Source organism: Catenulispora rubra, from assembly GCF_015356825.1.
GTDB lineage: Bacteria > Actinomycetota > Actinomycetes > Streptomycetales > Catenulisporaceae > Catenulispora > Catenulispora rubra.
The window spans coordinates 1-20,545 of the sequence record NZ_JAACYW010000026.1 but is presented as its reverse complement, the minus strand read 5'-3'; the positions used below and the strand labels follow the sequence as shown (position 1 = coordinate 20,545).

Below are 20,545 nucleotides of genomic sequence, written 5' to 3'. Positions count from 1 at the left end.
TAACTAGTGATCGGCAAGACCTGCCATTTCTCCACGTAGAGCGCACCGTCTACCGTGGTCCCGTGACCGCACAACTCGCCCTCGACGACGCGGGCCTGCGCCGCCTCCTCCACGGCCTCCCGCCGGTGGACCAGGTGGGCGCCGACGCCCGTGCCGCCAAGCTGGGGACCCGATCGATCAAGACCACCGCGAAGGCCGAGGCGCTGGACCTGGCCGTGCGCATGGTCGACCTCACTACGCTGGAGGGCGCCGACACCCCGGGCAAGGTCCGGGCGCTGTGCGCGAAGGGCATCCACCCGGAGCCCGAGCAGTATCAGAGCGCGGCAGGGCGCGGGCAAGCATCAGTTTGCCCCAGCGTGGCCGCGATCTGCGTCTACGGCGACATGGTGGAGACCGCCAAGGCGGCGCTGGCCGGCTCCGGCGTCAAGGTGGCCGCCGTGGCGACCGCGTTCCCCAGCGGCCGGGCGCCGCTGGCGGTGAAGCTGGCCGACACCGCCGCCGCGGTCGAGGCCGGGGCGGACGAGATCGACATGGTGATCGACCGCGGCGCCTTCCTGGCCGGCCGCTACGGGGCCGTCGCCGAGGAGATCGCCGCCGTCAAGGAAGCCTGCAAGACCGGCGGGCACGACGCCCACCTGAAGGTGATCCTGGAGACCGGCGAGCTGGCCACCTACGACAACGTCAAGCGGGCCTCCTGGCTGGCGATGCTGTCCGGCGCCGACTTCATCAAGACCTCCACCGGCAAGGTGAGCCCGGCCGCCACGCTGCCGGTGACGCTGCTGATGCTGGAGTCGGTGCGCGACTTCCGCGCGCAGACCGGACGGCAGGTCGGCGTGAAGCCGGCCGGCGGCATCCGGACCGCCAAGGACGCCATCAAGTACCTGGTGACGGTGAACGAGACCGCGGGCCCGGACTGGCTGGACCCGGACTGGTTCCGGTTCGGCGCCTCCAGCCTGCTCAACGACCTGCTGTTGCAGCGCCGCAAGCTCGCCACCGGGGTGTACTCCGGCCCTGACTACGTGACGGTGGACTGATTCATGGCGAAGACAGAGGTCATGGCGAAGACAAGCAACGCGGGCATCTTCGAATACGCCCCGACCCCCGAGTCCCGCTCGGTCGTGGATCTGAAGCCGTCCTACGGTCTGTTCATCGGCGGCGAGTTCGTCGAGGGCTCCGGCGGCGCCTTCAAGTCGGTCAACCCGGCCACCGAGGAGGTGCTGGCCGAGGTCGCGATGGCCGATGCCGCGGACGTGGATCGCGCGGTCGCGGTCGCGCGCAAGGCCTACGACGAGGTGTGGTCGCGGATGCCCGGCGCCGAGCGCGCCAAGTACATCTACCGGATCGCGCGCATCATCCAGGAGCGGGCCCGCGAGCTGGCCGTGCTGGAGTCGCTGGACAACGGCAAGCCGATCCGGGAGTCCCGCGACGTCGACATCCCGCTGGCCGCCGCGCACTTCTTCTACTACGCGGGGTGGGCCGACAAGCTCGGCTACGCGAACCTCGGTCCGGACCCGAAGCCGCTCGGCGTGGCCGGCCAGGTGATCCCGTGGAACTTCCCGCTGCTGATGCTGGCGTGGAAGGTGGCGCCGGCGCTGGCCTGCGGCAACACCGTGGTCCTCAAGCCGGCCGAGACCACGCCGCTGACCGCGCTGCTGTTCGCCGAGATCTGCCAGCAGGCCGACCTGCCCCCCGGCGTGGTGAACATCCTGACCGGCGCCGGGGCCACCGGCGCGGCCGTGGTCGCGCACCCCGGGGTCGACAAAGTGGCGTTCACCGGGTCCACCGACGTCGGCCGGATGATCGCCAAGCAGGTCGCCGGGACCTCCAAGAAGGTGACGCTGGAGCTCGGCGGCAAGGCGGCGAACCTGGTCTTCGACGACGCGCCGCTGGAGCAGGCCATCGAGGGCATCGTCGACGGGATCTTCTTCAACCAGGGGCACGTCTGCTGCGCCGGGTCGCGGCTGCTGGTGCAGGAGTCGGTGGCCGAGGAGGTCGTGGACCGGCTGCGCGAGCGGATGAAGACGCTGCGCGTCGGGGACCCGCTGGACAAGAACACCGACATCGGCGCGATCAACTCCGCCGAGCAGCTGGCCCGGATCCGGACGCTGACCGAGGCCGGCGAGGCCGAGGGCGCGACCCGCTGGTCGCCGCCGTGCGAGCTGCCCGAGCGCGGGTTCTTCTTCGCCCCGACCATCTTCACCGGCGTCTCGCAGGCGCACCGGATCGCCCGCGAGGAGATCTTCGGGCCGGTGCTGTCCGTGCTGACGTTCCGGACCCCGGCCGAGGCCGTGGAGAAGGCCAACAACACCGCCTACGGCCTGTCCGCGGGCGTGTGGACCGACAAGGGTTCGCGGATCCTGTGGCTGGCGCAGCGGATGCGCGCCGGCGTGGTGTGGGCGAACACGTTCAACCGCTTCGACCCCACCTCGCCCTTCGGCGGGTACAAGGAGTCCGGGTACGGCCGCGAGGGCGGGCGCCACGGTCTGGAGGCTTACCTCGATGTCTGAGACCAAGAAGAAGGCCGCGAAGGCGGCCAAGCCCGCGAAGGCCGCGACGACCGTCAAGGCGATGAAGTCCACAGAAGCCCAGACGACGGTCAAAGCCGCAGGCGCGAAGGCCGCCGTCTCTGAGGAGATCGCACCGGAGATCGCGCCGGAGGCCGTGCCGGAGATCGTGTCCGAGGAGATCGTGCCGCAGGCCGTGTCTCCGGCGGCGCCGCGCTCCTCGGTGCGCAAGACCTACAAGCTCTACATCGGCGGCGCCTTCCCGCGGTCGGAAAGTGGACGGAGCTACGCCGTGACGGCGAGCAGCGGCGAGTTCATCGCCAACGCGGCGCAGGCGTCGCGCAAGGACGCGCGGGACGCGGTGCGCGCGGCGCGGGCGGCACAGCCCGGCTGGTCCAAGGCGACCGCCTACAACCGCGGCCAGATCCTGTACCGGATCGCCGAGATGCTGGAGGAGCGGCGCGACCAGTTCGCGCAGCAGATCGCCGGCGTCGAGGGCGTCGCGTCCGCCGCGGCCTACGCGCAGGTGGACGCCGCGGTCGACCGCTGGGTCTGGTACGCGGGCTGGTCGGACAAGCTCGCGCAGGTGCTCGGCTCGGCCAACCCGGTCGCCGGACCGTACTGGAACGTCTCCTCGCCGGAGCCGACCGGTGTGGTCGCGCTGCTGGCCCCGGCCGCGCCGACGCTGCTCGGCCTGACCTCCGTGATCGCCCCGGCGATCGTCGGCGGGAACGCGGTCGTGGTGGTCGCGCCGGACGCCTCGGCGGTGCCCGCGGTGACGCTCGGTGAAGTGATGGCGACCTCCGACCTGCCCGGCGGCGTCGTCAACATCCTGACCGGCGGCACGGCCGAGCTGGCGCCGTGGCTGGCCTCGCACCTGGACGTGAACGCGCTGGACCTGGCCGGCGTGCCGGCCGGTTCGGACCTGGCGCGGGATCTGGAGGTCGCGGCCGCGGAGAACCTGAAGCGGGTCGTGCGGCCGAAGGCCGGCTACGACTGGAGCGCGGACCCGGGGCTGGCGCGGATCAAGCCGTTCCTGGAGACGAAGACGGTCTGGCACCCGATCGGAATCTGAAGACTGTCACGTTCAGACTGTCACGCTAAGACACCGCTGGGTGTCCCGTCGTAACGGCGGGGCACCCAGTGTCGTTGGAGCAGACATGTCCAAGAACCCCCACTCCGCCGCCCGGCGCGTCCTCGGCCTCGCCGCGCTGTCCGGCCTCGGCCTGGCCGCGGCTCCGGCCGCGCACGCCGCCACCCAGAACGACGACATCACCGGCGCTGAGGCCGGCACCCACCAGGCCACCGCCGCGCTCGGCGCCACGCCGCTGTACCCGCTCGCGCACACCCCGCTGGACCTGCTGTCGAACAACTTCCGGGTGCCGGTCAGCGGCATGGACCTGTCCACGTTCCCGCTCACCGCGCCGTTCAAGGACGGGCTTCCGCTGCGCGAGGTGCCGGTCGTGGGCACCGTGCTGCCCTGAGGCGCGAGCAGGGTCCTGACACAGTTCGGGTACAGATTCCGGGGCGCCTCCCGGCGCATTTCGCAGCAGATTGCCCGGCGGATTGCCCGGCACAGTCCCGGGCACGTGAAAGGGCCGGCCCGAAGGCCGGCCCTTTCACCTCCCGCTGAGGCCGTGCTGTCACCCCGTCGTCACAGCCGTCACAGCCGTCACTCCGAGGTCCAGTTGCCGATCGGCAGTCCGCCGTCCTGCTGGGGCGGCTGCTGCTGGCCCTGCGGCGCCGGCGGCACCGTCGGGATGGCCTGCGTCATCATCGCGTCGGCGTCGTGCTGCGGCTGCGGCTGACCCCACTGGGGCTGCGGCGGCTGCTGCTGCGGAACCGGCTGCTGCGGCGCCTGCTGGTGGGGCGGGGGCGGACCCCACGGCTGACCCTGCGGCGCCTGCTGCTGGGGCGGCTGCTGCTGCCACTGCTGCTGGGGCGGCTGCGGGCCGGGACCCCACTGCTGCTGCGGCTGCTGGAAGCCACCGACCGGCTGGGCCGGCTTGGCCGGCTGGTGCTGCTGGAACCAGCTGAACACCAGCCAGGAGCCGATACCGGCGACGGCCAGCTCGCCCGCCGAGACGAAGAACATCTGGGTCTTGCCCCAACCGGTGCCGAACAGGGCGCCGTTGGCGTCGAAGGCGCCGGCCTGGTTGGCGCCGAAGGAGGAGAACAGCGCGACCACGCCGAACAGGTCCATCACGCCGAAGGCGATCAGCGCGACCAGAGTGATGAGCTTGGCGTTCTTCAGCTGGCTCTGCGCGTGGGCCAGCCACACCGCGCCGACCAGGGCGACGGTCACCTCGACACTCAGGATCGCCATGACCTCGAGGGCAGCCCGGTCCGAGAAGGACACGCCGCCGCCGAGACCGCTACCGCCCTCGCCCGGTCCGAACAGGAACGTGATGGTGTGGAACAGCGTGCTTAGCGCGCCGAAAGCGAGCAGCACAAAGGCCGCCGGTTCGCGAAGGCGCTGAGCTATCGGAGGCATGACCTCTAGCCCCTAACTGTGAGTCGGTCAGTCTTCGCCGAACAGCCTTCCACACAACCCGTGGCGCGGGAACACGAAACGTTCAGGTCATCGCGTTATCTATGGATTGACGACGGTTTGCCTTTACCAAAGAAATACAAGACTCTGCGGTACTGCGGGTCCCAAAGGCGTGACAGGGCGTCGTCAGGGAGTCGTCAGGCGGCCACCAGGTCGGCGTGCAGAGTTCGCACGGCGCCGTTCTCGCGCAGTTTCCTCAACGCCCGCCACAAGGTCGACTTCACCGTGCCGACCGACATCCCGAGCCGCTCGGCGATCTCGGAGTCCGTGTACGAGCCGTAATAACGCAGTGCCAGAACCTGCCGGTCGCGGTGCGGGAGCGCGGCCAGCGCGCGATGCAGGACCGTGCGCAACTCGACACGCTCCGTGTCCAGATCCCACACCGCGGAGTCGGGCAGCTCGTCGGAGGCCGGGTACTCCTCGACGCGGTGCCGGCGCCACTGGGATATCTGGTGGTTGGACATGGTGCGCCGCACGTAGGCGTGCGCCACCCGCTTGTCGGCGATGCGGTGCCACGCCCCGTACACCTTGACCAGGCCTTCCTGCAGCAGGTCCTCGGCGTCGGCGGGGTTGGCGGTGAGCTGGCAGGCCGCGCGCAGCAGCGTCGAACGGCGCGCGGCGACGTATTCCGTGAAGTCTTCGCGCGAGCCGTTTACGTGGGGAGCATGGTCCGTCATACCCAGAAGGCTCGCCGCCGCCCTTCCGTGCTTCGTCGCCGACGTGTCACAGGAGTGCAACAGCCCCCACCTGAAGACTTCCTGAGAGCGGCCCAGGTCAAGGCAGAATGTCAGCCATGCCGTCCCTGCTCCTGGTCGAAGACGACGCCGCGATCCGCACGGCGCTCCAGCTCGCGCTGACCCGCCAGGGTCACCAGGTCGCGGTCGCGGCCAGCGGCGAGGAGGCACTGGCCACGTACAAGAGCGTGCGCCCCGATCTGATCGTGCTGGACGTGATGCTGCCCGGCGTGGACGGGTTCGAGGTCTGCCGCCAGATCCGCCGCACCGAGCAGCTCCCGATCATCCTGCTCACCGCGCGCAGCGACGACATCGACGTGGTCGTCGGCCTGGAGTCCGGCGCGGACGACTACGTCGTGAAGCCGGTCCAGCCCCGCGTCCTGGACGCCCGCATCCGCGCAGTCCTGCGCCGCGGCGAACGCGAGACCAGCGACATAGCCGTCTACGGCGACCTGACCGTGGACCGCTCGGCGATGACGGTGAGCAAGCGCGGCGTCGCGATCCCGCTGACCCCGACGGAACTGAAGCTGGTGATGGAACTGTCCCGGCACGCCGGCCAGGCCCTGTCCCGCCAGCAACTGCTGCGCCTGGTCTGGGAGCACGACTACCTCGGCGACTCCCGCCTCGTCGACGCGTGCGTCCAGCGCCTGCGCGCGAAGGTCGAGGACGTCCCCGCCGAACCCACGCTGATCAAGACGGTGCGCGGCGTCGGCTACCGGCTGGACCCGCCGCGATGAGCGCGGACACGAGTGCGGCTGAGATGAGTGTGCCCCGTGCTTAGGGAGAAGCCGAAGGGCGGCAAGGTGGCCAAGACAGCCAAGGCCCCGAAGGTCCAGGAGCTGCCGCGCCGCGCCGACCGGGAGCGCCGGCGGCACAAGCGCCCGCTGCGGCTGACCGGCCTGCGGATGCGGCTGCTGGCGGCTTTCGCGGCGGTGGCGCTTCTGACGTCGGTGGCGGTGACCGGGGTTTCCTATGTGCTGACACGGCAGTCGTTGATGAACCGCATGAACCAGACCTCGGTCCAGCAGTTCAGGGCGGCCGTGACCCCGAACCAGCAGCAGCTGGAGGACGCCAAGCCCACGGCGAACCCGCCGCCCTCGCTGACCAACCTGAGCTTCAAGCTCCAGGCCGCGAGCGGCTCCGACTGGGTGCTGCACCGCACCGGGATGGGCGACGGCGCGACCCAGAACTACCTCAGCTACGACTCGGTCCCGCCGGAGCTGCGCGCCGCGGCGCAGAGGAGCATCGCCTGGCAGCGGGTGCGCGTGGGCGGTGTGCCGTACCTGATCATCGGCAGCTCGGTCCAGCCGAACGGGATCGAGGTCTACAGCTTCGTCAGCCTGGAACCCCAGCAGGTGGACCTGGACCGGCTGGCGCAGAACTCCGCGATCGCGGCGGCCGTCGCGATAGCGATAGCGCTGCTGCTGGGTCTGCTCGCCTCGCGTGGCGTGCTGCTCCCCTTGCGGCGCCTGGGCATCGCGGCGCGGCGGCTGGGGGCCGGGAAGCTGGACACCCGGGTCGAGGTGCGGGGCAACGACGAGGTCGCGGACGTGTCGCGGACCTTCAACGAGACCGCCGAGGCCCTGGAGCGCTCGATCGCCGAACTGCGCTCTCTGGAAGCCTCCTCACGGCGTTTCGTCGCCGACGTCTCGCATGAGCTGCGCACGCCGCTCACCGCGATGACCGCGGTCACCGACATGCTCGAGGAGGCGACCGACGTCGGCGACGAGAGCGCGCCGGCCGCGCAGCTCATCGTGACTGAAACAAGACGGCTGGCCCGACTCGTCGAAGACTTGATGGAGATCTCACGATTCGACGCCGGCACCGCACAGCTGCGCCGCGAGGAAGTCGACCTGGTGGCGCTGGTGAGCGGCTGCCTGGACGCCCGCGGCTGGACCGGGCGCGTCACCCTCACCGTGCCGCCGGGCCTGGTCGTGGCCGTGGACCAGCGCAGGATCGACGTGATCGTCGCGAACATGGTCGGCAACGCGATAAAGCACGGCGGGGAGGGTCCGGTGGAGCTGTCGATCGGCGCGTTCGGGCCGAACCTGGTACTGCAGGTGCGCGACCACGGACCGGGTATCCCGCCGGACGCCCTGGAGCACATCTTCGAGCGCTTCTACAAGGCGGACAAGGCCCGCGGCCGCTCCGAGGGCAGCGGCCTGGGGCTGTCGATCGCCTACGAGAACGCCCACATCCACGGCGGGGAGCTGACCGGCGGGAACCATCCGGGCGGCGGTGCCGTCTTCACCCTGCGGCTGCCGCTGGAGGCGACCATCCCGGCGCCGGAGGTGCGGGCATGAGGCGCACGGGGCGCGCAGAGCGTACGGGGCACACAGAGCGCATGGGGCGCCGGTGGGCGATCGCCGCCGGCGCGGCCGTCGCCGTCCTGGCCGTGGGCGGCTGCGGCGTTCAGCCGACCGGGGTGAACGTGGCGCGGGTCGAGCCGTTCGGCGCGTCCCCGTCGAGCAGCCCGGAGACGGCCTCACCGTCGCAGTACCCCTACACGGTGTCGCTGTTCATGTTCTCGACCATCAACAAGGGCCCGGGAACGATGATCAGCCGCTCGGTCCCGAACGCACCGGGCCCCATGAGCCTGCCGGACGAACTCGCCACGCTGTCCGCCGACGAACAGGCCGACCAGTACACGACCTACGTACCGCCGGGCATCACCCTGAAGCCGGCGGACCTGGCGCACGAGTACTACGTGTTCAGCCCGACGCCGCTGGGCCCGCTGGCCCTGCAACAGCTGACCTGCACCTTCGACCAGTGGTGGATCCAGCACCCCGATCCCAACCCGCAGATCCGCGCGACCACCAGGCTCATCGAACGGAGCACCGGGGCTGACACCCTCTGGCAGGACTGCCCGGAGGGGGTCGTGCCACCCAACCTGGGCGGCGCGGCGGCCAAACCGACGGCGGCCGGCGTGCTCGACAAGAGCACCGGCCAGGGCTGACCGGGCGGCGGAAACGCTCGGTGGCCGCCCCGTTCACGGAGCGGCCACCGGCCAAGAATCAACTATCTGAACCGGCTGTTCCGCCGGGTTGGGTCCGTGCCCTGATCGCACGGATGGCATCCGGGCCGACGGTCTTCACTGTCGGCCGGCCCGGGTTCGGGGTCGAGAAGGCTTTGTCCGCGCGGGGTTCCCGCGGCGGTGGTACGGGGCCGGCGGCCGGTTGGTCGCGACCCGGGTGGGTTCGCGCCCGTGGCGGCCGGACTGGTTTCGGGGATGTGGGTCGCGGTTGCGGTGCGGTTCGGGGTCGCGGTCCGGGTCGCGGTTGCGGTCCGGGCTTGCGGTCCGAGTCGGAGGCGGGTTCGCGGTCGAGGTCGCTCTGGCCGAGTGTCGCCAGGGTTCTGATTCGCCCCGGCGACCGCCCGCCGCTTTCGACTGTCCGTCGACAGCTATCCGCTATCCGCTATCCGCTATCGCTTTCCGCTTGTCCGCCATCCGCCGACGGATGCCCGCCGAGCGGATCGGGAGACCTGAACCTCAGCCGCCGAAGTTCGACAGCCCGCCGGCCAGGCCGGTCAGCCCGCCCAGCGGTGAGCCGCCGCCGGTGAGCCCGCCGACCACCGGGAGGCTGCCGCCGGGGCCCGCGAGCTGGCCCGCGATCGGCAGGCCGTGCAGGGCGTTGGTGACGTTGTCCAGCGGGCCGGCCTTCGCCGCCGCGGCCTGGGCCGGCGGGAGCTGGGTCGGGGCCTGGGCGGGCGCCTGCGGCATCGGGGCGGCGGCCGGCGCGGCAGCCGGGCCCTGGGCCGGTGCGGCCGGAGCCGGAGCGCTGGTCGCGGGGTCGGCGTGGACCGTGTGCGTAGTGCGGACCGCGGCGTGCTGCGGGACGTACGCCGCACGCTGCGCCTCGGCCACCCGACTGCGGGTCACCGGGAGCTCACCGAGGTCCGCGTAGCCCAGGCCCGGGAGCGCGTCCGAGGCCGGCGAGGCGTCGTCCGCGATCCCCGGCAGCTCGCTCAGCACCGGCAGGCCGGACAGCGGGATCCCGGCGATGGTGCCGTGGTTGTGCGCCACGGCCCCGAAGACCGCGGGCACGGCGTTGGTGGACACGGGCAGCCCGCCGCCGGCGAGCCCCGACACACCGGACGCGGCGCTGGCCTGGCCGGCCATGGCCGCCGCCCCGACGGCGGCCAGGCCGACGGTGCCGGCGGCGACGCTCAGACCGCGGAGCGCGCTGGGGGTGACCTTCGACATCGGTGATACCTCGCGGATTGCATAGGGGACCGCCATCGCGGTGTGCGATGCGGCGAATACGCAAGGTACAGACAACGGTCGGGTGGATCCAACACGTCGTCCGCCGAAAAGGTGAGTTCACCGGCCTCATAACAGAACGCCTCAGCCGGTTTCCTCACCCGTCCGCGGATCTTAGGCAGGAGGCGGGGAATCCTCCGCGCGCAGCTGCTCATAGGCTGGCTTCACATACCCGTTGATCAGCTCCAACCGCTGGTCAAAGGGAAGAAACGCGGACTTCAGAGCGTTTATCGTAAACCACTGCATGTCCTCCAGCTCGTAGCCGAAAGCCTTGTGCAGTTCGCTGAACTCACGCGTCATCGAGGTCGAACTCATCAGCCGGTTGTCGGTGTTCACCGTCACCCGAAAGTGCAGTTCTCGAAGCAACCCGATCGGGTGCGATTCGTAGGAGCGCGCGGCCCCGGTCTGGAGGTTCGAGGTGGGGCACATCTCCAGTGGAATCCGCTTGTCCCGCACATACGCCGCGAGGCGCCCCAGCGTCACCTTGCCGTCGGCGTCCACCAGGATGTCGTCCATGATGGCGTTGCCGTGCCCCAGCCGATCCGCACCGCACCACTGCAGCGCCTCCCAGATCGACGGCAGCCCGAAGGCCTCCCCGGCGTGGATCGTGAAGTGGAAGTTCTCCCGGCGCAGGTACTCGAAGGCGTCCAGGTGCCGGGTGGGCGGATACCCGGCCTCGGCCCCGGCGATGTCGAACCCTGACACACCCCGGTCCCTATGCCGCACCGCCAACTCGGCGATCTCCGAGGAGCGCGCGGCGTGCCGCATCGCGGTCAACAGCGTTCCGACCTGGATCCGGTTCCCCGCCGCGGCGGCGCGCCGCTCCCCCTCCCGGAACCCGGCGTCCACGGCCTCGACGACCTCGTCAAGGCTGAGCCCCGCTTCGAGGTGCTGCTCAGGCGCGTACCGCGACTCGGCGTACACCACACCATCGGCAGCCAGGTCCTCAGCGCACTCGGCAGCCACCCGGAACAGCGCCTCGGCGTGCTGCATCACCCCGACCGTGTGCTCGAACGTCTCCAGATACCGCGGCAGCGACCCGGAATCAGCCGCCTCGGCGAACCACCGGCCGAGCCCCTCGGCGGTGCCGTCGTACTCCGGCAGGCCCGTGTAGCCGTACTGCTCGGCCAGTTCGATGACCGTCTGCGGGCGCAGACCACCGTCGAGGTGGTCGTGGAGCAGGGCCTTCGGAGCCCTGCGAATCAGCTCTTCATCCATGGACAGACATTACCGGTTCGAAGCGGCGACTCGGTCCAAAACAAGCGGCGACCGCGTGAACTCCGTCCCCGGAGCGGCGAAATCGCAAGCGCCGGCCAGGCTTTCCAGCGCGGTGTCGAACGTCTCCGGAGTGTCGGTGTGCAGCGTGAACAACGGCTGTCCCGCCCGCACCGTGTCGCCGGGGACCACGTGCCACTGCACGCCGGCGCCGGCTTGGACGGCGTCCTCCTTGCGGGCGCGGCCCGCGCCGAGGCGCCAGGCGGCCACGCCGACCTTGAAGGAGTCCATGCCGACCAGGACGCCGTCGGTGTCGGCGGTGACCACGTGGGTCTCCTTCGCCAGCGGCAGGTCGGCGTCGGGGTCGCCGCCCTGGGCGCGGATCATGCGCTTCCAGGAGTCCAGAGCCGAGCCGTCGTCGAGCTTGTCCGCCGGATCGACGGCGTCCAGGCCGGCCGCGGCGAGCATCTCGCGGGCCAGCGCCAGTGTCAGTTCCCTGACGTCCGAAGGGCCGCCGCCGGACAGCACCTCGACCGACTCGCGCACTTCCAGGGCGTTGCCCGCGGTGCGGCCCAGCGGGTTGTCCATCGCGGTGATCAGCGCGGTGGTGGCCACGCCGTGGTCGGTGCCGAGCGCGACCATCGTCTCGGCGAGTTCGCGGGCGTTCGCGAAGTCCTTCATGAAGGCGCCGCTGCCGCACTTCACGTCCAGCACCAGGGCGCTGGTGCCCTCCGCGATCTTCTTGGACATGATCGAGGACGCGATCAGCGGGATCGACTCGACCGTCCCGGTGACGTCGCGCAGCGCGTACAGCTTGCGGTCGGCCGGGGCCAGGCCGTCGCCGGCCGCGCAGACCACCGCGCCGGCGTCGGCCAGCACCGCCAGCATCTCGGCGTTCGACAGGGACGCCCGCCAGCCGGGGATCGACTCCAGCTTGTCCAGCGTGCCGCCGGTGTGGCCCAGGCCCCGGCCGGACAGCTGCGGGACCGCCGCGCCGCAGGCCGCCACCAGCGGGGCCAGCGGCAGCGTGATCTTGTCGCCGACGCCGCCGGTGGAGTGCTTGTCCACGGTCGGCCGGGTGAGCGCGGAGAAGTCCATGCGCTCGCCGGAGGAGATCATCGCCTGCGTCCAGCGCGCGATCTCGCGCCGGTTCATGCCGTTGAGCAGGATCGCCATCGCCAGCGCGGACATCTGCTCGTCGGCCACCCGGCCGTCGGTGTAGGCCGCGAGGATCCAGTCGATCTGCTCGTCGGTGAGCTCCGCGCGGTCGCGCTTGGCCCGGATGACGGTGATGGCGTCCATGAGCTGTTCCCTAGCTGTGATTGCCGAGATTGCCGAGATTGCCGAGATTCTCCGGGCCGAAAGCGCGGGGCAGGAGCTCCGCCATCGTGGTCGGAGCGCTGTCAGGGCCCAGATCCACCAACAGATCAGTGCCGCCGAACTCGAAGAGCAGCTGCCGGCAGCGGCCGCAGGGCATCAGGGCCGCGCCCGCGCCGTCGACGCAGGCGAAGGCGACCAGGCGGCCGCCGCCGGAGGCGTGCAGCGCCGACACCAGCCCGCACTCGGCGCACAGCGTCAGGCCGTACGAGGCGTTCTCCACGTTGCACCCGCTGACGATCCGGCCGTCGCCGACCAGGGCCGCCGCGCCCACCGGGAACTTCGAGTACGGCACGTACGCGTGCGCCATCGCCTCTCGCGCCGCGGTGCGCAGGGCGGCCCAGTCGATCTCGGTCTGCATCAGATCAGGTTAGCCCTTGATGTACGGCTTGCCGTCGGCCGCGGGAGCCCGCACCCGGCCGATCAGACCGGCCACCGCGAACAGCGTCGCCACATACGGCAGCGTGGTCAGCAGGTCCGAGGGGATCGGCAGCTGCAGCGACGAGGTCTGGTTGGCCAGCGCGTCGGTGAAGCCGAACAGCGCCGCCGCGGCCAGCGCCCCGAACGGCGACCAGCGCCCGAAGATCACCGCGGCCAGCGCGATGAAGCCCTTGCCGTTGGTCATCGACTCGGTGAAGTTGCCGACGTCGCCGACCAGCCACGCCCCGCCGAGCCCGGCCAGCGCGCCGCCGAGCGCCACGTTGCGGTAGCGCAGACGCAGCACCTTGATACCGACGGTGTCGGCGGCGGCCGGGTGCTCGCCGACCGCCCGGGTCCGCAGGCCCCACCGGGTGTGGAACAGGCCCACGTGCACCGCCACCACCAGGAACACCGTGATGTAGACGATCAGCGGCTGGTCGAACAGCACCGGGCCGACGACCCACAGCGAGGCCAGGCCCGGGATCCGGACCGAGGTGAACGGCGTCAGGTTGTTGTACGAGTTCTGGTTCGTCTGCATCAGCGACTTGAACAGGAACCCGGTGACGCCCAGCGCCAGCAGGTTCAGCACCACGCCGAGCACGACCTGCTCGATCAGGTACCGGATGGCCAGCACCGCGAGCAGCAGGCCCATCAGCGCCCCGGCCAGCACCCCGGCGAGCACGCCGATCCACAGGCTGTGCGCGGCCGTGCCGACCAGCGCGGTCATGAAGCCGCCGAACAGCAGCTGCCCCTCGATCGCCACGTTCACCACGCCGGAGCGCTCGCCGATGACGCCGCCGAGCGCGCCGAGCACCAGCGGCACCGCCGCGATCACCATCGAGTCCAGCACGGACGGGATGACCAGCCGCTCGCCGCCCTTGGGGTCCGCGGCGCTCCAGGCCATGAACGCGAAGGTGAAGCAGAACAGGACCACCGAGGTCCCGATCAGCCGCCAGCGCCGCGGCAGCTGGACCGCCAGCCGCGCCACCCCGATCGCGATGACGACCACGGCCAGCGCCACGATCACCGGCCGCGCCGGGAACGCCCAGTCCGGGACGTGCGTGCCCTGCTTGGAGACCAGGGTCAGGCCGAAGGTCGTGCTGCCGCCGTGCGCGGTGCGGGTGCCCAGGCCGAAGCCGAACAGCGTGACCAGGCCCATCAGGATCTGCGTGACGCCGGCGGAGTACCGCCGGGCGTCCGCCTCGGTGCCGCCGGCCACGACGGCCGGTGCCGGGGCGATCGTCGCTACGGCCATCAGGAGCCCTCCACCTTCGAGGCCGCCTGGGCCGATTCGGGAACGTACGTCGACAGAGCGCGCATCACACCGCCTCCGCCGCGGAGTCGACCGCCGTGGCCGGCGCGACCGACGGGGCAGACGGGGCCGACGGGGCGGCGCCGGGGCCCTCGCGTCGGACCTCGCGCAGCCGGAAGATCTCCTTCACCAGCATGGGAGCGGCGACGAAGACCACGATCACGGCCTGCACCACGGTCCCCACGTCGTGCGGGATCGTCGGCGTCGTGGCGGCCTCCATGGCCACGCCGCCCGCGGTCAGCGCGCCGAACAGCAGCGCCGCCAGCGCCACGCCGACCGGCTTGCCGCGGCCCAGCAACGCCACCGTGATGCCGGTGAAGCCGAAGCCGTTGTCCAGCGAGTTGGTCATCGCGTGCGAGGCCGACAGCGTGCCGCTGACCTGCGTCACGGCCACCAGCCCCATCAGGCCGCCGGCCAGCACCATCGCGTAGACCTGGTTGCGCGACACCGCGATGCCGGCGGTGCGCGCGGCGTCCGGGTTCGAGCCCAGGGCGCGCAGCCGGAAACCGAGCGTGGAGCGGGTCATCAGCCACCAGACCAGCAGCACGGCCAGGATCGCCAGCACCGTGGAGAGGTTCAGCTCGGGGCTGCTGCCGGACACGGCGGGCAGCAGCGCGGAGTTCTTGACCGGCTTGCTGATCGCGTCCTGGCGGTTCGGGTCGTGGAACGCCTTGGTCTTGATCACCCAGGCCAGCACGCCGAGCGCGATGTTGTTCAGCATGATCGAGCTGATCACCTCGTGCGCGCCGAACCGGGCCTTGAGCAGACCAGTCGCGCCGCCGACGAGGGCGCCGCCGACGATGCCGGCCAGGATCACCAGCAGGACGGTCAGCGGCATCGGGGCCGAGACCGTGAAGCCGACCCAGGTGGCGAAGATCGCGCCGACGATCAGCTGGCTCTGGCCCCCGATGTTGAACAGGCCGGCGCGGAACGGCAGCGCGACCGCGAGGCCGGCGAAGACCAGCGGGGTGGCCTCGACGATCGTGTTCTCGATCGGCCGCAGCGCCTGCTTGGCGTGCGGGTCGTAGACCGCGCCGTGGAACATCGCGGTGTAGCCGCTGGCGACCTTGTGCCAGGAGTCGGTCGGCGCGTCGCTCCAGTTGTTGCTGAAGACGTAGCCCCACTCGGACAGCAGGTGCTGGTCGGACAGGATCATCAGGATCCCGCCGAGCACCACCGACAGGACGAAGGCCAGCACGGTCACGGTGACGCTGTTCGCCGAGCCGATGGCGGCGAGTGTGCGCTTCAGCCGGTCACTCATCGGCGGTCTCACTGCTCTCTTCGGCGGCCTCGGTCTTCGCGGCCTCAGTCTTCGCGGGCGCAGTCTGCTCGGCGGGCTCGATCGGCTCGGCCTCGGCAGCCTCGGCAGCCTCGGCGAGCTCGGCTTCGACCTCGGCGGCAACCGGCTCGGTTTCCTCGGTCGCAGCGCTCTTGGTCGCGGCGTTCTCAGTCGCCGCTTCCTCGGTCGCAGGCTCCACGGCCACGGCCTCGTCGGCAGCAGGCTCGTCGGCCACATCGTCCAACGGCCCCCGCGCCGCCGGAACAGCGTCGACCGCCGCCGCGGCGTCCTCCTCCGCCGACCCGCCGGCCATCAGCAGGCCCAGCTCCTCGTTCGTGGTGTCCGGCGGCACGATCCCGACGATCCGGCCCCGGTACATCACCGCGATCCGGTCCGCCAGCGCGGTGATCTCGTCCAGCTCGGTGGAGACGATCAGCACCGCCTTGCCGGCGTCGCGCTGCTCGACGATCCGCTTGTGGATGAACTCCATCGCGCCGACGTCGACGCCGCGGGTCGGCTGCGAGGCGATCAGCAGGCTGGGATCGCGCTGCAGCGCGCGGGCCACGACCACCTTCTGCTGGTTGCCGCCGGACAGCTCGCCGGCCGGGGTCCGCTCCGACTCGGCCCGGATGTCGAACTCGGCCAGCCGCTCGGCGCCGTTCTTCTCGATCGCCTCCAGGTCCAGCCGGAACAGGCCGCCGAAGGGCTTGCTGTCGTACTGGTCCAGCACCAGGTTCTCGGCGATGGAGAAGTCCGGGACCAGGCCGTCGTGCTGCCGGTCCTCCGGGACGTGCCCGAGGCCCTGGTGCAGCACCGAGCGCGGCGAGGCGCCGACCAGCTGCCGGCCGAACAGCTCCGCGGAGCCGGTCGCGGCCCGCAGGCCGGTGATCGCCTCGACGAGCTCGGTCTGGCCGTTGCCCTGGACCCCGGCGACGCCGAGCACCTCCCCGGCGTGCAGGTCGAAGGAGACGTCGTCGACGGCCAGGAAGCCGCGGTCGTCCATCACGTTCAGGTTCTTCACGCTCAGCGCGACCTCGCCGGCCTCGCGCGGCTCCTTCTCCACGACCAGCCGCACGTCGCGGCCGACCATGAGCGAGGCCAGCTCGCGCGCCGTGGCCGTGGGCTCGGCGCTGCCGACCACCGCGCCGCGCCGGATCACCGTGATCCGGTCGGCGATCGCCCGGACCTCGTTGAGCTTGTGGGTGATGAAGACGACGGACTTGCCGGCCGCCTTCAGCCCGCGCATGACCGTGAACAGCTCCTCGGTCTCCTGCGGGGTGAGCACCGCGGTGGGCTCGTCGAGGATCAGCACCTCGGCGTCCCGCATCAGGGCCTTGACGATCTCGACCCGCTGCTGCACGCCCACCGGCAGGTCCTCGACCAGCGCGTCGGGGTCCACCGGCAGGCCGTAGCGCGCCGAGATCTCCAGGACGTCGGCCTTGGCCCGGCGGCGGTCCAGCCAGCCGAGCGGGCCGCCGCGGGCCTCCTCGTGGCCGAGCATCAGGTTGTCGGCGACGGTGAACACCGGGACCAGCATGAAGTGCTGGTGCACCATGCCGATCCCGGCGGCGATCGCGTCACCGGGCGACGTGAACTCGCGCGTCTCCCCATCCACCACGATCTGACCGGAATCCGGCGTCAGCAGACCGTAGAGGATGTTCATCAGGGTCGATTTTCCGGCCCCGTTCTCGCCCAGCAGGCAGTGGATCTCACCGGGTTCGACGGTCAGGTCGATGGCGGAGTTCGCCGCCACCGACCCGAACGTCTTGGTGATGCCACGGAGTTCCAGTCGCATCGATGTTGATCGCTTCTCGAAAGGGTTCTGCTTACTTCGGCTGGGACGGCGACTTGATCTTGATCGCGCCACTGGTGATCTGCGACTTCAGGTTCGTGATCTCGGTCTGCAGGCCGGACGGGATCGAGGAGCCCAGCGTCGCGCCGTAGACCAGGTCGGTGCCGCCGCTGGACAGGTCCAGGATGTCCTGGGTGCCGCCCTTGAAGTTGCCGGCCGCGGCGTCCTCGACGGTCTTCTTCACCGCGTTCTCGATGCCCTTGGTCACCGAGGCCAGGAACACCGAGCAGTCCTCGTTGTCCGAGACGCAGCCGTCGGTGTCGACCCAGATGACCTTCGCCTTGCCGCCCTTGGCCGAGGCGGTCGCACCGCGCCCGGCGCCGCCGGCGACCGGGAAGACGATGTCGGCGCCCTGGTTGATGAAGCCGTCGGTGATGGACTTGCCCTTGTTGGTGTCCGTGAAGGAGTTCGAGAAGGTGCCGCTGCTGGGGTTGGTCTCGTCCCAGCCCAGAACCTTGACGCTCTTGCTCTTGGCCGTGTTGTAGTACTGGACGCCTTCCCAGAAGCCGTCCATGTAGATGGTCACCGGCGGGATGTTCAGACCGCCCCAGGTGGCCACCACACCGGACTTGGAGGACGCGGCGGCCAGGTAGCCGGCCAGGAAGCCGCCCTGCGCGGTGTTGAACTCCATGCCGTGCACGTTCGGCACCGGCTTGTTGGTCTTGCTGTCCGCCGCGCCGTTGTCGACGATCGCGAAGTTCTGCCCGGGCTTGGCCGCGGCCTGGCTGTCGGTCGCGTCGGCCATCAGGCCGCCGACGGTGACGATCAGGTTGCAGTTCTGCGCCTCGAGGCTGGTGATGTTCGTGACGTAGTCGTTCTCGGTGGCCGACTGCACGTACTTGACCTTGGCCTTGCCGTCGGACTGCGCGTCCTGCATGCCCTTCCAGGCCGAGGCGTTGAACGAGCGGTCGTCGATGCCGCCGGTGTCGGTCACCATGCACGCCTGGAAGTTGGCGTTCGAGGCGGAGCCGCCGGACGACGACGTGGACGCGGACGACGCCGAGGTCCCGGTCGAGCTCGACGAGCCCGTCGGGCCCGACGAAGCGGTCGACTTCGAGCCGCAGCCCGCGGCGGCCAGGGCCACCACGGCGGCGGTGGCGGCGATCCTGGTCATGTTGGTGGTGCGCACGGCTCCCCCTCCAGAAGTTTTCGAAAACACAGCCACGATGTGGACGACGGTAGACAGACTAAGCAGGGCGTACCTATTGGTCAGTCAGTTCAGCGCTTGCGGAGCCACATCGCAATACACCTGTGATCCCGGAACGTGCGATCTTTTTCGGCATGATCGCACGACGCCGCCGGGGGATTACGGGGCGCACGCACCAAGGACCGACGAAGCGTCGGGAAAAGGGCATTGACCGCAAAGGAGTGGTCGCCGACCGGCCGTCGCGGTGTCGGCGGGGTGTTTTCAGGCCACTTGGGCGTTGAGGTCCCGTTAAGTCCGCGTCGTGCGGTGTTCGCTTGAGGGTCTTCGCGGCCGGCACCGGGCGCTGAGCGACCGGCGACTGGCAACCGGCGACGGCCGGCGGTCAGCGGTCAGCGGTCAACGGTCAACGGTCAACGGTCAACGGTCAACGGCCGGAGGTCAGCGGCCGGCGGTCAGCTGATCCAGTCGCACAGCGCGGCGGTGGCGAGCATCCGGACCCCGGCCGCGATCGCGCCCTCGTCGGCCAGGAACGTCCCCTGGTGCAGATCGCGCACGGCCTTGTCGCCGGGGGTGCGCACGCCCAGCCGGGCCATCGCGCCGGGCACCCGCTGCAGGTACCAGGCGAAGTCCTCGCCGCCGAGCGACTGCGGGGTGCTGCGGACCGCCTCGGCCCCCAGGGCCCGGGTGGCCGCCGTGCGCAGCAGCGCCACCGACTCGGCCTCGTTCACCACCGGCGGCACGCCCTGCACGTAGTCCAGGGTGTGCTTGACGCCGAACTTCGCGGCGATCGCGTCGATGAGCTCGTGCACCACGTCCGGGGCCTGGTTCCAGGCGTCCTGGTCCAGGGTGCGGATGGTGCCCCGGGCCGAGCCGTGGCCGGGGATCGCGTTCGGCGCGCTGCCGGCCGCGATCTGGCCCCAGACCAGCGACAGGCCGGCCCGCGGGTCGATGCGCCGGGACAGCGCCGCCGGCACCTCGGCCACGATCGCGGCCAGCGCGTAGACCAGGTCGGCGGTCAGGTGCGGCCGGGAGGTGTGGCCGCCGGGGCCGTCCAGGGTGAGCGAGACCAGGTCGCAGGCCGCGGTCAGCGCCCCGGTGCGCAGGCCCACCTGGCCGGCGTCCAGCTTCGGATCGCAGTGCACGGACAGGATCTTGCTGACCCCGTAGAGCGCGCCGTCGGCCACCATGTCCAGCGCCCCGCCGGGCATGACCTCCTCGGCGGGCTGGAAGATCAGCCGCACCGGCCGGGCCAGCCGGCCCTCGCGGGCCAGCTCGGCCAGGGTCAGCCCGGCGCCGAGCACCACGGCGGTGTGCACGTCGTGGCCGCAGGCGTGCATCACCCCGGGCACCCGCGAGCGGAAGTCGAGCTCGTTGCCCTCCTCGATCGGCAGCGCGTCGATGTCGGCCCGGAACGCCAGGAACGGCAGCTTCTCGCTGCCTGCCGGCACGATGTCGCAGACCAGCCCGGTCCCCACCCCGCGCACCCGGGGGGCGAGCCCGGCCCGCTCCAGCCGCGCGGCGATAGCGGCGGTGGTACGGAATTCGGCACGGCTCAGCTCGGGGTTGGCGTGCAGGTCTCGGCGGAAAAGGACCAGCTCGGGCACGAGGTGCCCCGCGACGTCGAGGACGTGCGTGTACTGATCCGATGCCGGAGCCGAGTCGCTGGCGACCGGCACTTCGTGAGCCTGGTCCATTGCCCAAGGGTAGGCCCCGGGCACCGGACTGTGGGGCCACTCGGTCAAATGATGCGCTGATCGGGTGAAGAAGATCGCGACTTTCTGACCCGATAGGAGGATTGCGCCATGGCCCACATGGGTAGGACAGCGTTTCCTCGACCTGGTCATGTCAGGGTGACGGATTGTGAAGACCCGCAGGCCCGCCCGACTCCCCAAC

18 protein-coding genes are annotated in these 20,545 nt (G+C 70.8%); 7 read left to right on the top strand and 11 right to left on the bottom strand.

The annotated features are described in order from the left end of the window. The first annotated feature begins 62 nt into the window (after positions 1–62). From deoC to GWK61_RS10290, 4 genes are all read left to right on the top strand, one after another. Positions 63–1,034 carry a deoxyribose-phosphate aldolase gene (deoC, locus tag GWK61_RS10305; protein WP_194907694.1) on the top strand — a complete coding sequence of 324 codons (972 nt, stop codon included), beginning with the start codon at positions 63–65 and terminating at the stop codon, positions 1,032–1,034. Between the two features lie 45 nt (positions 1,035–1,079). After that, the gene (locus GWK61_RS10300; protein WP_194907799.1) at positions 1,080–2,507 is read left to right on the top strand and encodes an aldehyde dehydrogenase family protein; all 1,428 of its coding nucleotides are present in this window, start codon (positions 1,080–1,082) and stop codon (positions 2,505–2,507) included. After that, positions 2,500–3,579, top strand: a complete 1,080-nt coding sequence (locus GWK61_RS10295) for an aldehyde dehydrogenase family protein (RefSeq protein ID WP_228562053.1) — start codon at positions 2,500–2,502, stop codon at positions 3,577–3,579. The genes GWK61_RS10300 and GWK61_RS10295 overlap by 8 nt, the downstream gene beginning before the upstream one ends. 85 nt (positions 3,580–3,664) lie before the next feature. Beyond that, positions 3,665–3,988: a hypothetical protein gene (locus GWK61_RS10290; RefSeq protein ID WP_194907692.1), complete on the top strand. Its 324-nt coding sequence runs from the start codon at positions 3,665–3,667 to the stop codon at positions 3,986–3,988. A 188-nt stretch (positions 3,989–4,176) separates the two neighbouring features. On the opposite strand, the gene GWK61_RS10285 is transcribed toward GWK61_RS10290, so the two are convergent. After that, positions 4,177–4,998, bottom strand: a complete 822-nt coding sequence (locus GWK61_RS10285) for a hypothetical protein (RefSeq protein ID WP_194907690.1) — start codon at positions 4,996–4,998, stop codon at positions 4,177–4,179. A gap of 194 nt (positions 4,999–5,192) precedes the next feature. Next, a complete protein-coding gene (locus GWK61_RS10280) occupies positions 5,193–5,732 on the bottom strand; it encodes a SigE family RNA polymerase sigma factor (protein WP_194907689.1) in 540 nt (179 codons plus the stop codon). 116 nt (positions 5,733–5,848) lie between these two features. Between GWK61_RS10280 and GWK61_RS10275 the strand changes: the two genes are divergently transcribed. The 3 genes from GWK61_RS10275 to GWK61_RS10265 are packed head-to-tail and all read left to right on the top strand — an operon-like array spanning position 5,849 to position 8,745. Further along, positions 5,849–6,526, top strand: coding sequence for a response regulator (locus GWK61_RS10275; protein ID WP_194907687.1), 678 nt, complete (start codon positions 5,849–5,851; stop codon positions 6,524–6,526). A gap of 36 nt (positions 6,527–6,562) precedes the next feature. Then, complete coding sequence (locus tag GWK61_RS10270; RefSeq protein WP_194907685.1) at positions 6,563–8,092, top strand: ATP-binding protein; 1,530 nt, start codon at positions 6,563–6,565, stop codon at positions 8,090–8,092. A 41-nt stretch (positions 8,093–8,133) separates the two neighbouring features. Beyond that, positions 8,134–8,745 carry a hypothetical protein gene (locus GWK61_RS10265; protein ID WP_194907683.1) on the top strand — a complete coding sequence of 204 codons (612 nt, stop codon included), beginning with the start codon at positions 8,134–8,136 and terminating at the stop codon, positions 8,743–8,745. A gap of 534 nt (positions 8,746–9,279) precedes the next feature. Here the strand turns inward: GWK61_RS10265 and GWK61_RS10260 are convergent. The 9 genes from GWK61_RS10260 to GWK61_RS10220 form a co-directional block, all read right to left on the bottom strand. Beyond that, entirely contained in the window at positions 9,280–9,993 is a 714-nt protein-coding gene (locus GWK61_RS10260) for a hypothetical protein (protein WP_194907681.1), read from the bottom strand. A gap of 171 nt (positions 9,994–10,164) precedes the next feature. Then, complete coding sequence (locus tag GWK61_RS10255; RefSeq protein ID WP_194907679.1) at positions 10,165–11,268, bottom strand: adenosine deaminase; 1,104 nt, start codon at positions 11,266–11,268, stop codon at positions 10,165–10,167. A gap of 9 nt (positions 11,269–11,277) precedes the next feature. After that, on the bottom strand, positions 11,278–12,567 hold the full coding sequence (locus GWK61_RS10250; protein WP_194907677.1) for a thymidine phosphorylase: 1,290 nt from the start codon (positions 12,565–12,567) through the stop codon (positions 11,278–11,280). A gap of 10 nt (positions 12,568–12,577) precedes the next feature. Continuing rightward, positions 12,578–13,003, bottom strand: coding sequence for a cytidine deaminase (locus GWK61_RS10245; RefSeq protein WP_194907675.1), 426 nt, complete (start codon positions 13,001–13,003; stop codon positions 12,578–12,580). A 9-nt stretch (positions 13,004–13,012) separates the two neighbouring features. After that, complete coding sequence (locus GWK61_RS10240; protein WP_194907672.1) at positions 13,013–14,317, bottom strand: ABC transporter permease; 1,305 nt, start codon at positions 14,315–14,317, stop codon at positions 13,013–13,015. 64 nt (positions 14,318–14,381) lie between these two features. Beyond that, positions 14,382–15,635, bottom strand: a complete 1,254-nt coding sequence (locus GWK61_RS10235; RefSeq protein ID WP_194907671.1) for an ABC transporter permease — start codon at positions 15,633–15,635, stop codon at positions 14,382–14,384. Next, the gene (locus GWK61_RS10230) at positions 15,628–17,448 is read right to left on the bottom strand and encodes an ABC transporter ATP-binding protein (RefSeq protein WP_194907669.1); all 1,821 of its coding nucleotides are present in this window, start codon (positions 17,446–17,448) and stop codon (positions 15,628–15,630) included. The genes GWK61_RS10235 and GWK61_RS10230 overlap by 8 nt, the downstream gene beginning before the upstream one ends. A 31-nt stretch (positions 17,449–17,479) precedes the next feature. Then, positions 17,480–18,634 (bottom strand): BMP family lipoprotein, encoded by a 1,155-nt coding sequence (locus GWK61_RS10225; RefSeq protein WP_194907667.1) that lies wholly within the window; start codon positions 18,632–18,634, stop codon positions 17,480–17,482. A gap of 470 nt (positions 18,635–19,104) precedes the next feature. Then, positions 19,105–20,346 carry an amidohydrolase gene (locus GWK61_RS10220; protein WP_194907665.1) on the bottom strand — a complete coding sequence of 414 codons (1,242 nt, stop codon included), beginning with the start codon at positions 20,344–20,346 and terminating at the stop codon, positions 19,105–19,107. Positions 20,347–20,545: the final 199 nt, after the last annotated feature.

Bases quoted from the DNA above. Each gene is read 5' to 3' on its own strand.
- GWK61_RS10295 (WP_228562053.1), top strand. From the start codon at position 2,500: ATGTCTGAGACCAAGAAGAAGGCCGCGAAGGCGGCCAAGCCCGCGAAG.
- GWK61_RS10290 (WP_194907692.1), top strand. From the start codon at position 3,665: ATGTCCAAGAACCCCCACTCCGCCGCCCGGCGCGTCCTCGGCCTCGCC.
- GWK61_RS10285 (WP_194907690.1), bottom strand. From the start codon at position 4,998: ATGCCTCCGATAGCTCAGCGCCTTCGCGAACCGGCGGCCTTTGTGCTG.
- GWK61_RS10280 (WP_194907689.1), bottom strand. From the start codon at position 5,732: ATGACGGACCATGCTCCCCACGTAAACGGCTCGCGCGAAGACTTCACG.
- GWK61_RS10275 (WP_194907687.1), top strand. From the start codon at position 5,849: ATGCCGTCCCTGCTCCTGGTCGAAGACGACGCCGCGATCCGCACGGCG.
- GWK61_RS10265 (WP_194907683.1), top strand. From the start codon at position 8,134: ATGGGGCGCCGGTGGGCGATCGCCGCCGGCGCGGCCGTCGCCGTCCTG.
- GWK61_RS10260 (WP_194907681.1), bottom strand. From the start codon at position 9,993: ATGTCGAAGGTCACCCCCAGCGCGCTCCGCGGTCTGAGCGTCGCCGCC.
- GWK61_RS10255 (WP_194907679.1), bottom strand. From the start codon at position 11,268: ATGGATGAAGAGCTGATTCGCAGGGCTCCGAAGGCCCTGCTCCACGAC.
- GWK61_RS10250 (WP_194907677.1), bottom strand. From the start codon at position 12,567: ATGGACGCCATCACCGTCATCCGGGCCAAGCGCGACCGCGCGGAGCTC.
- GWK61_RS10245 (WP_194907675.1), bottom strand. From the start codon at position 13,003: ATGCAGACCGAGATCGACTGGGCCGCCCTGCGCACCGCGGCGCGAGAG.
- GWK61_RS10240 (WP_194907672.1), bottom strand. From the start codon at position 14,317: ATGGCCGTAGCGACGATCGCCCCGGCACCGGCCGTCGTGGCCGGCGGC.
- GWK61_RS10235 (WP_194907671.1), bottom strand. From the start codon at position 15,635: ATGAGTGACCGGCTGAAGCGCACACTCGCCGCCATCGGCTCGGCGAAC.
- GWK61_RS10230 (WP_194907669.1), bottom strand. From the start codon at position 17,448: ATGCGACTGGAACTCCGTGGCATCACCAAGACGTTCGGGTCGGTGGCG.
- GWK61_RS10220 (WP_194907665.1), bottom strand. From the start codon at position 20,346: ATGGACCAGGCTCACGAAGTGCCGGTCGCCAGCGACTCGGCTCCGGCA.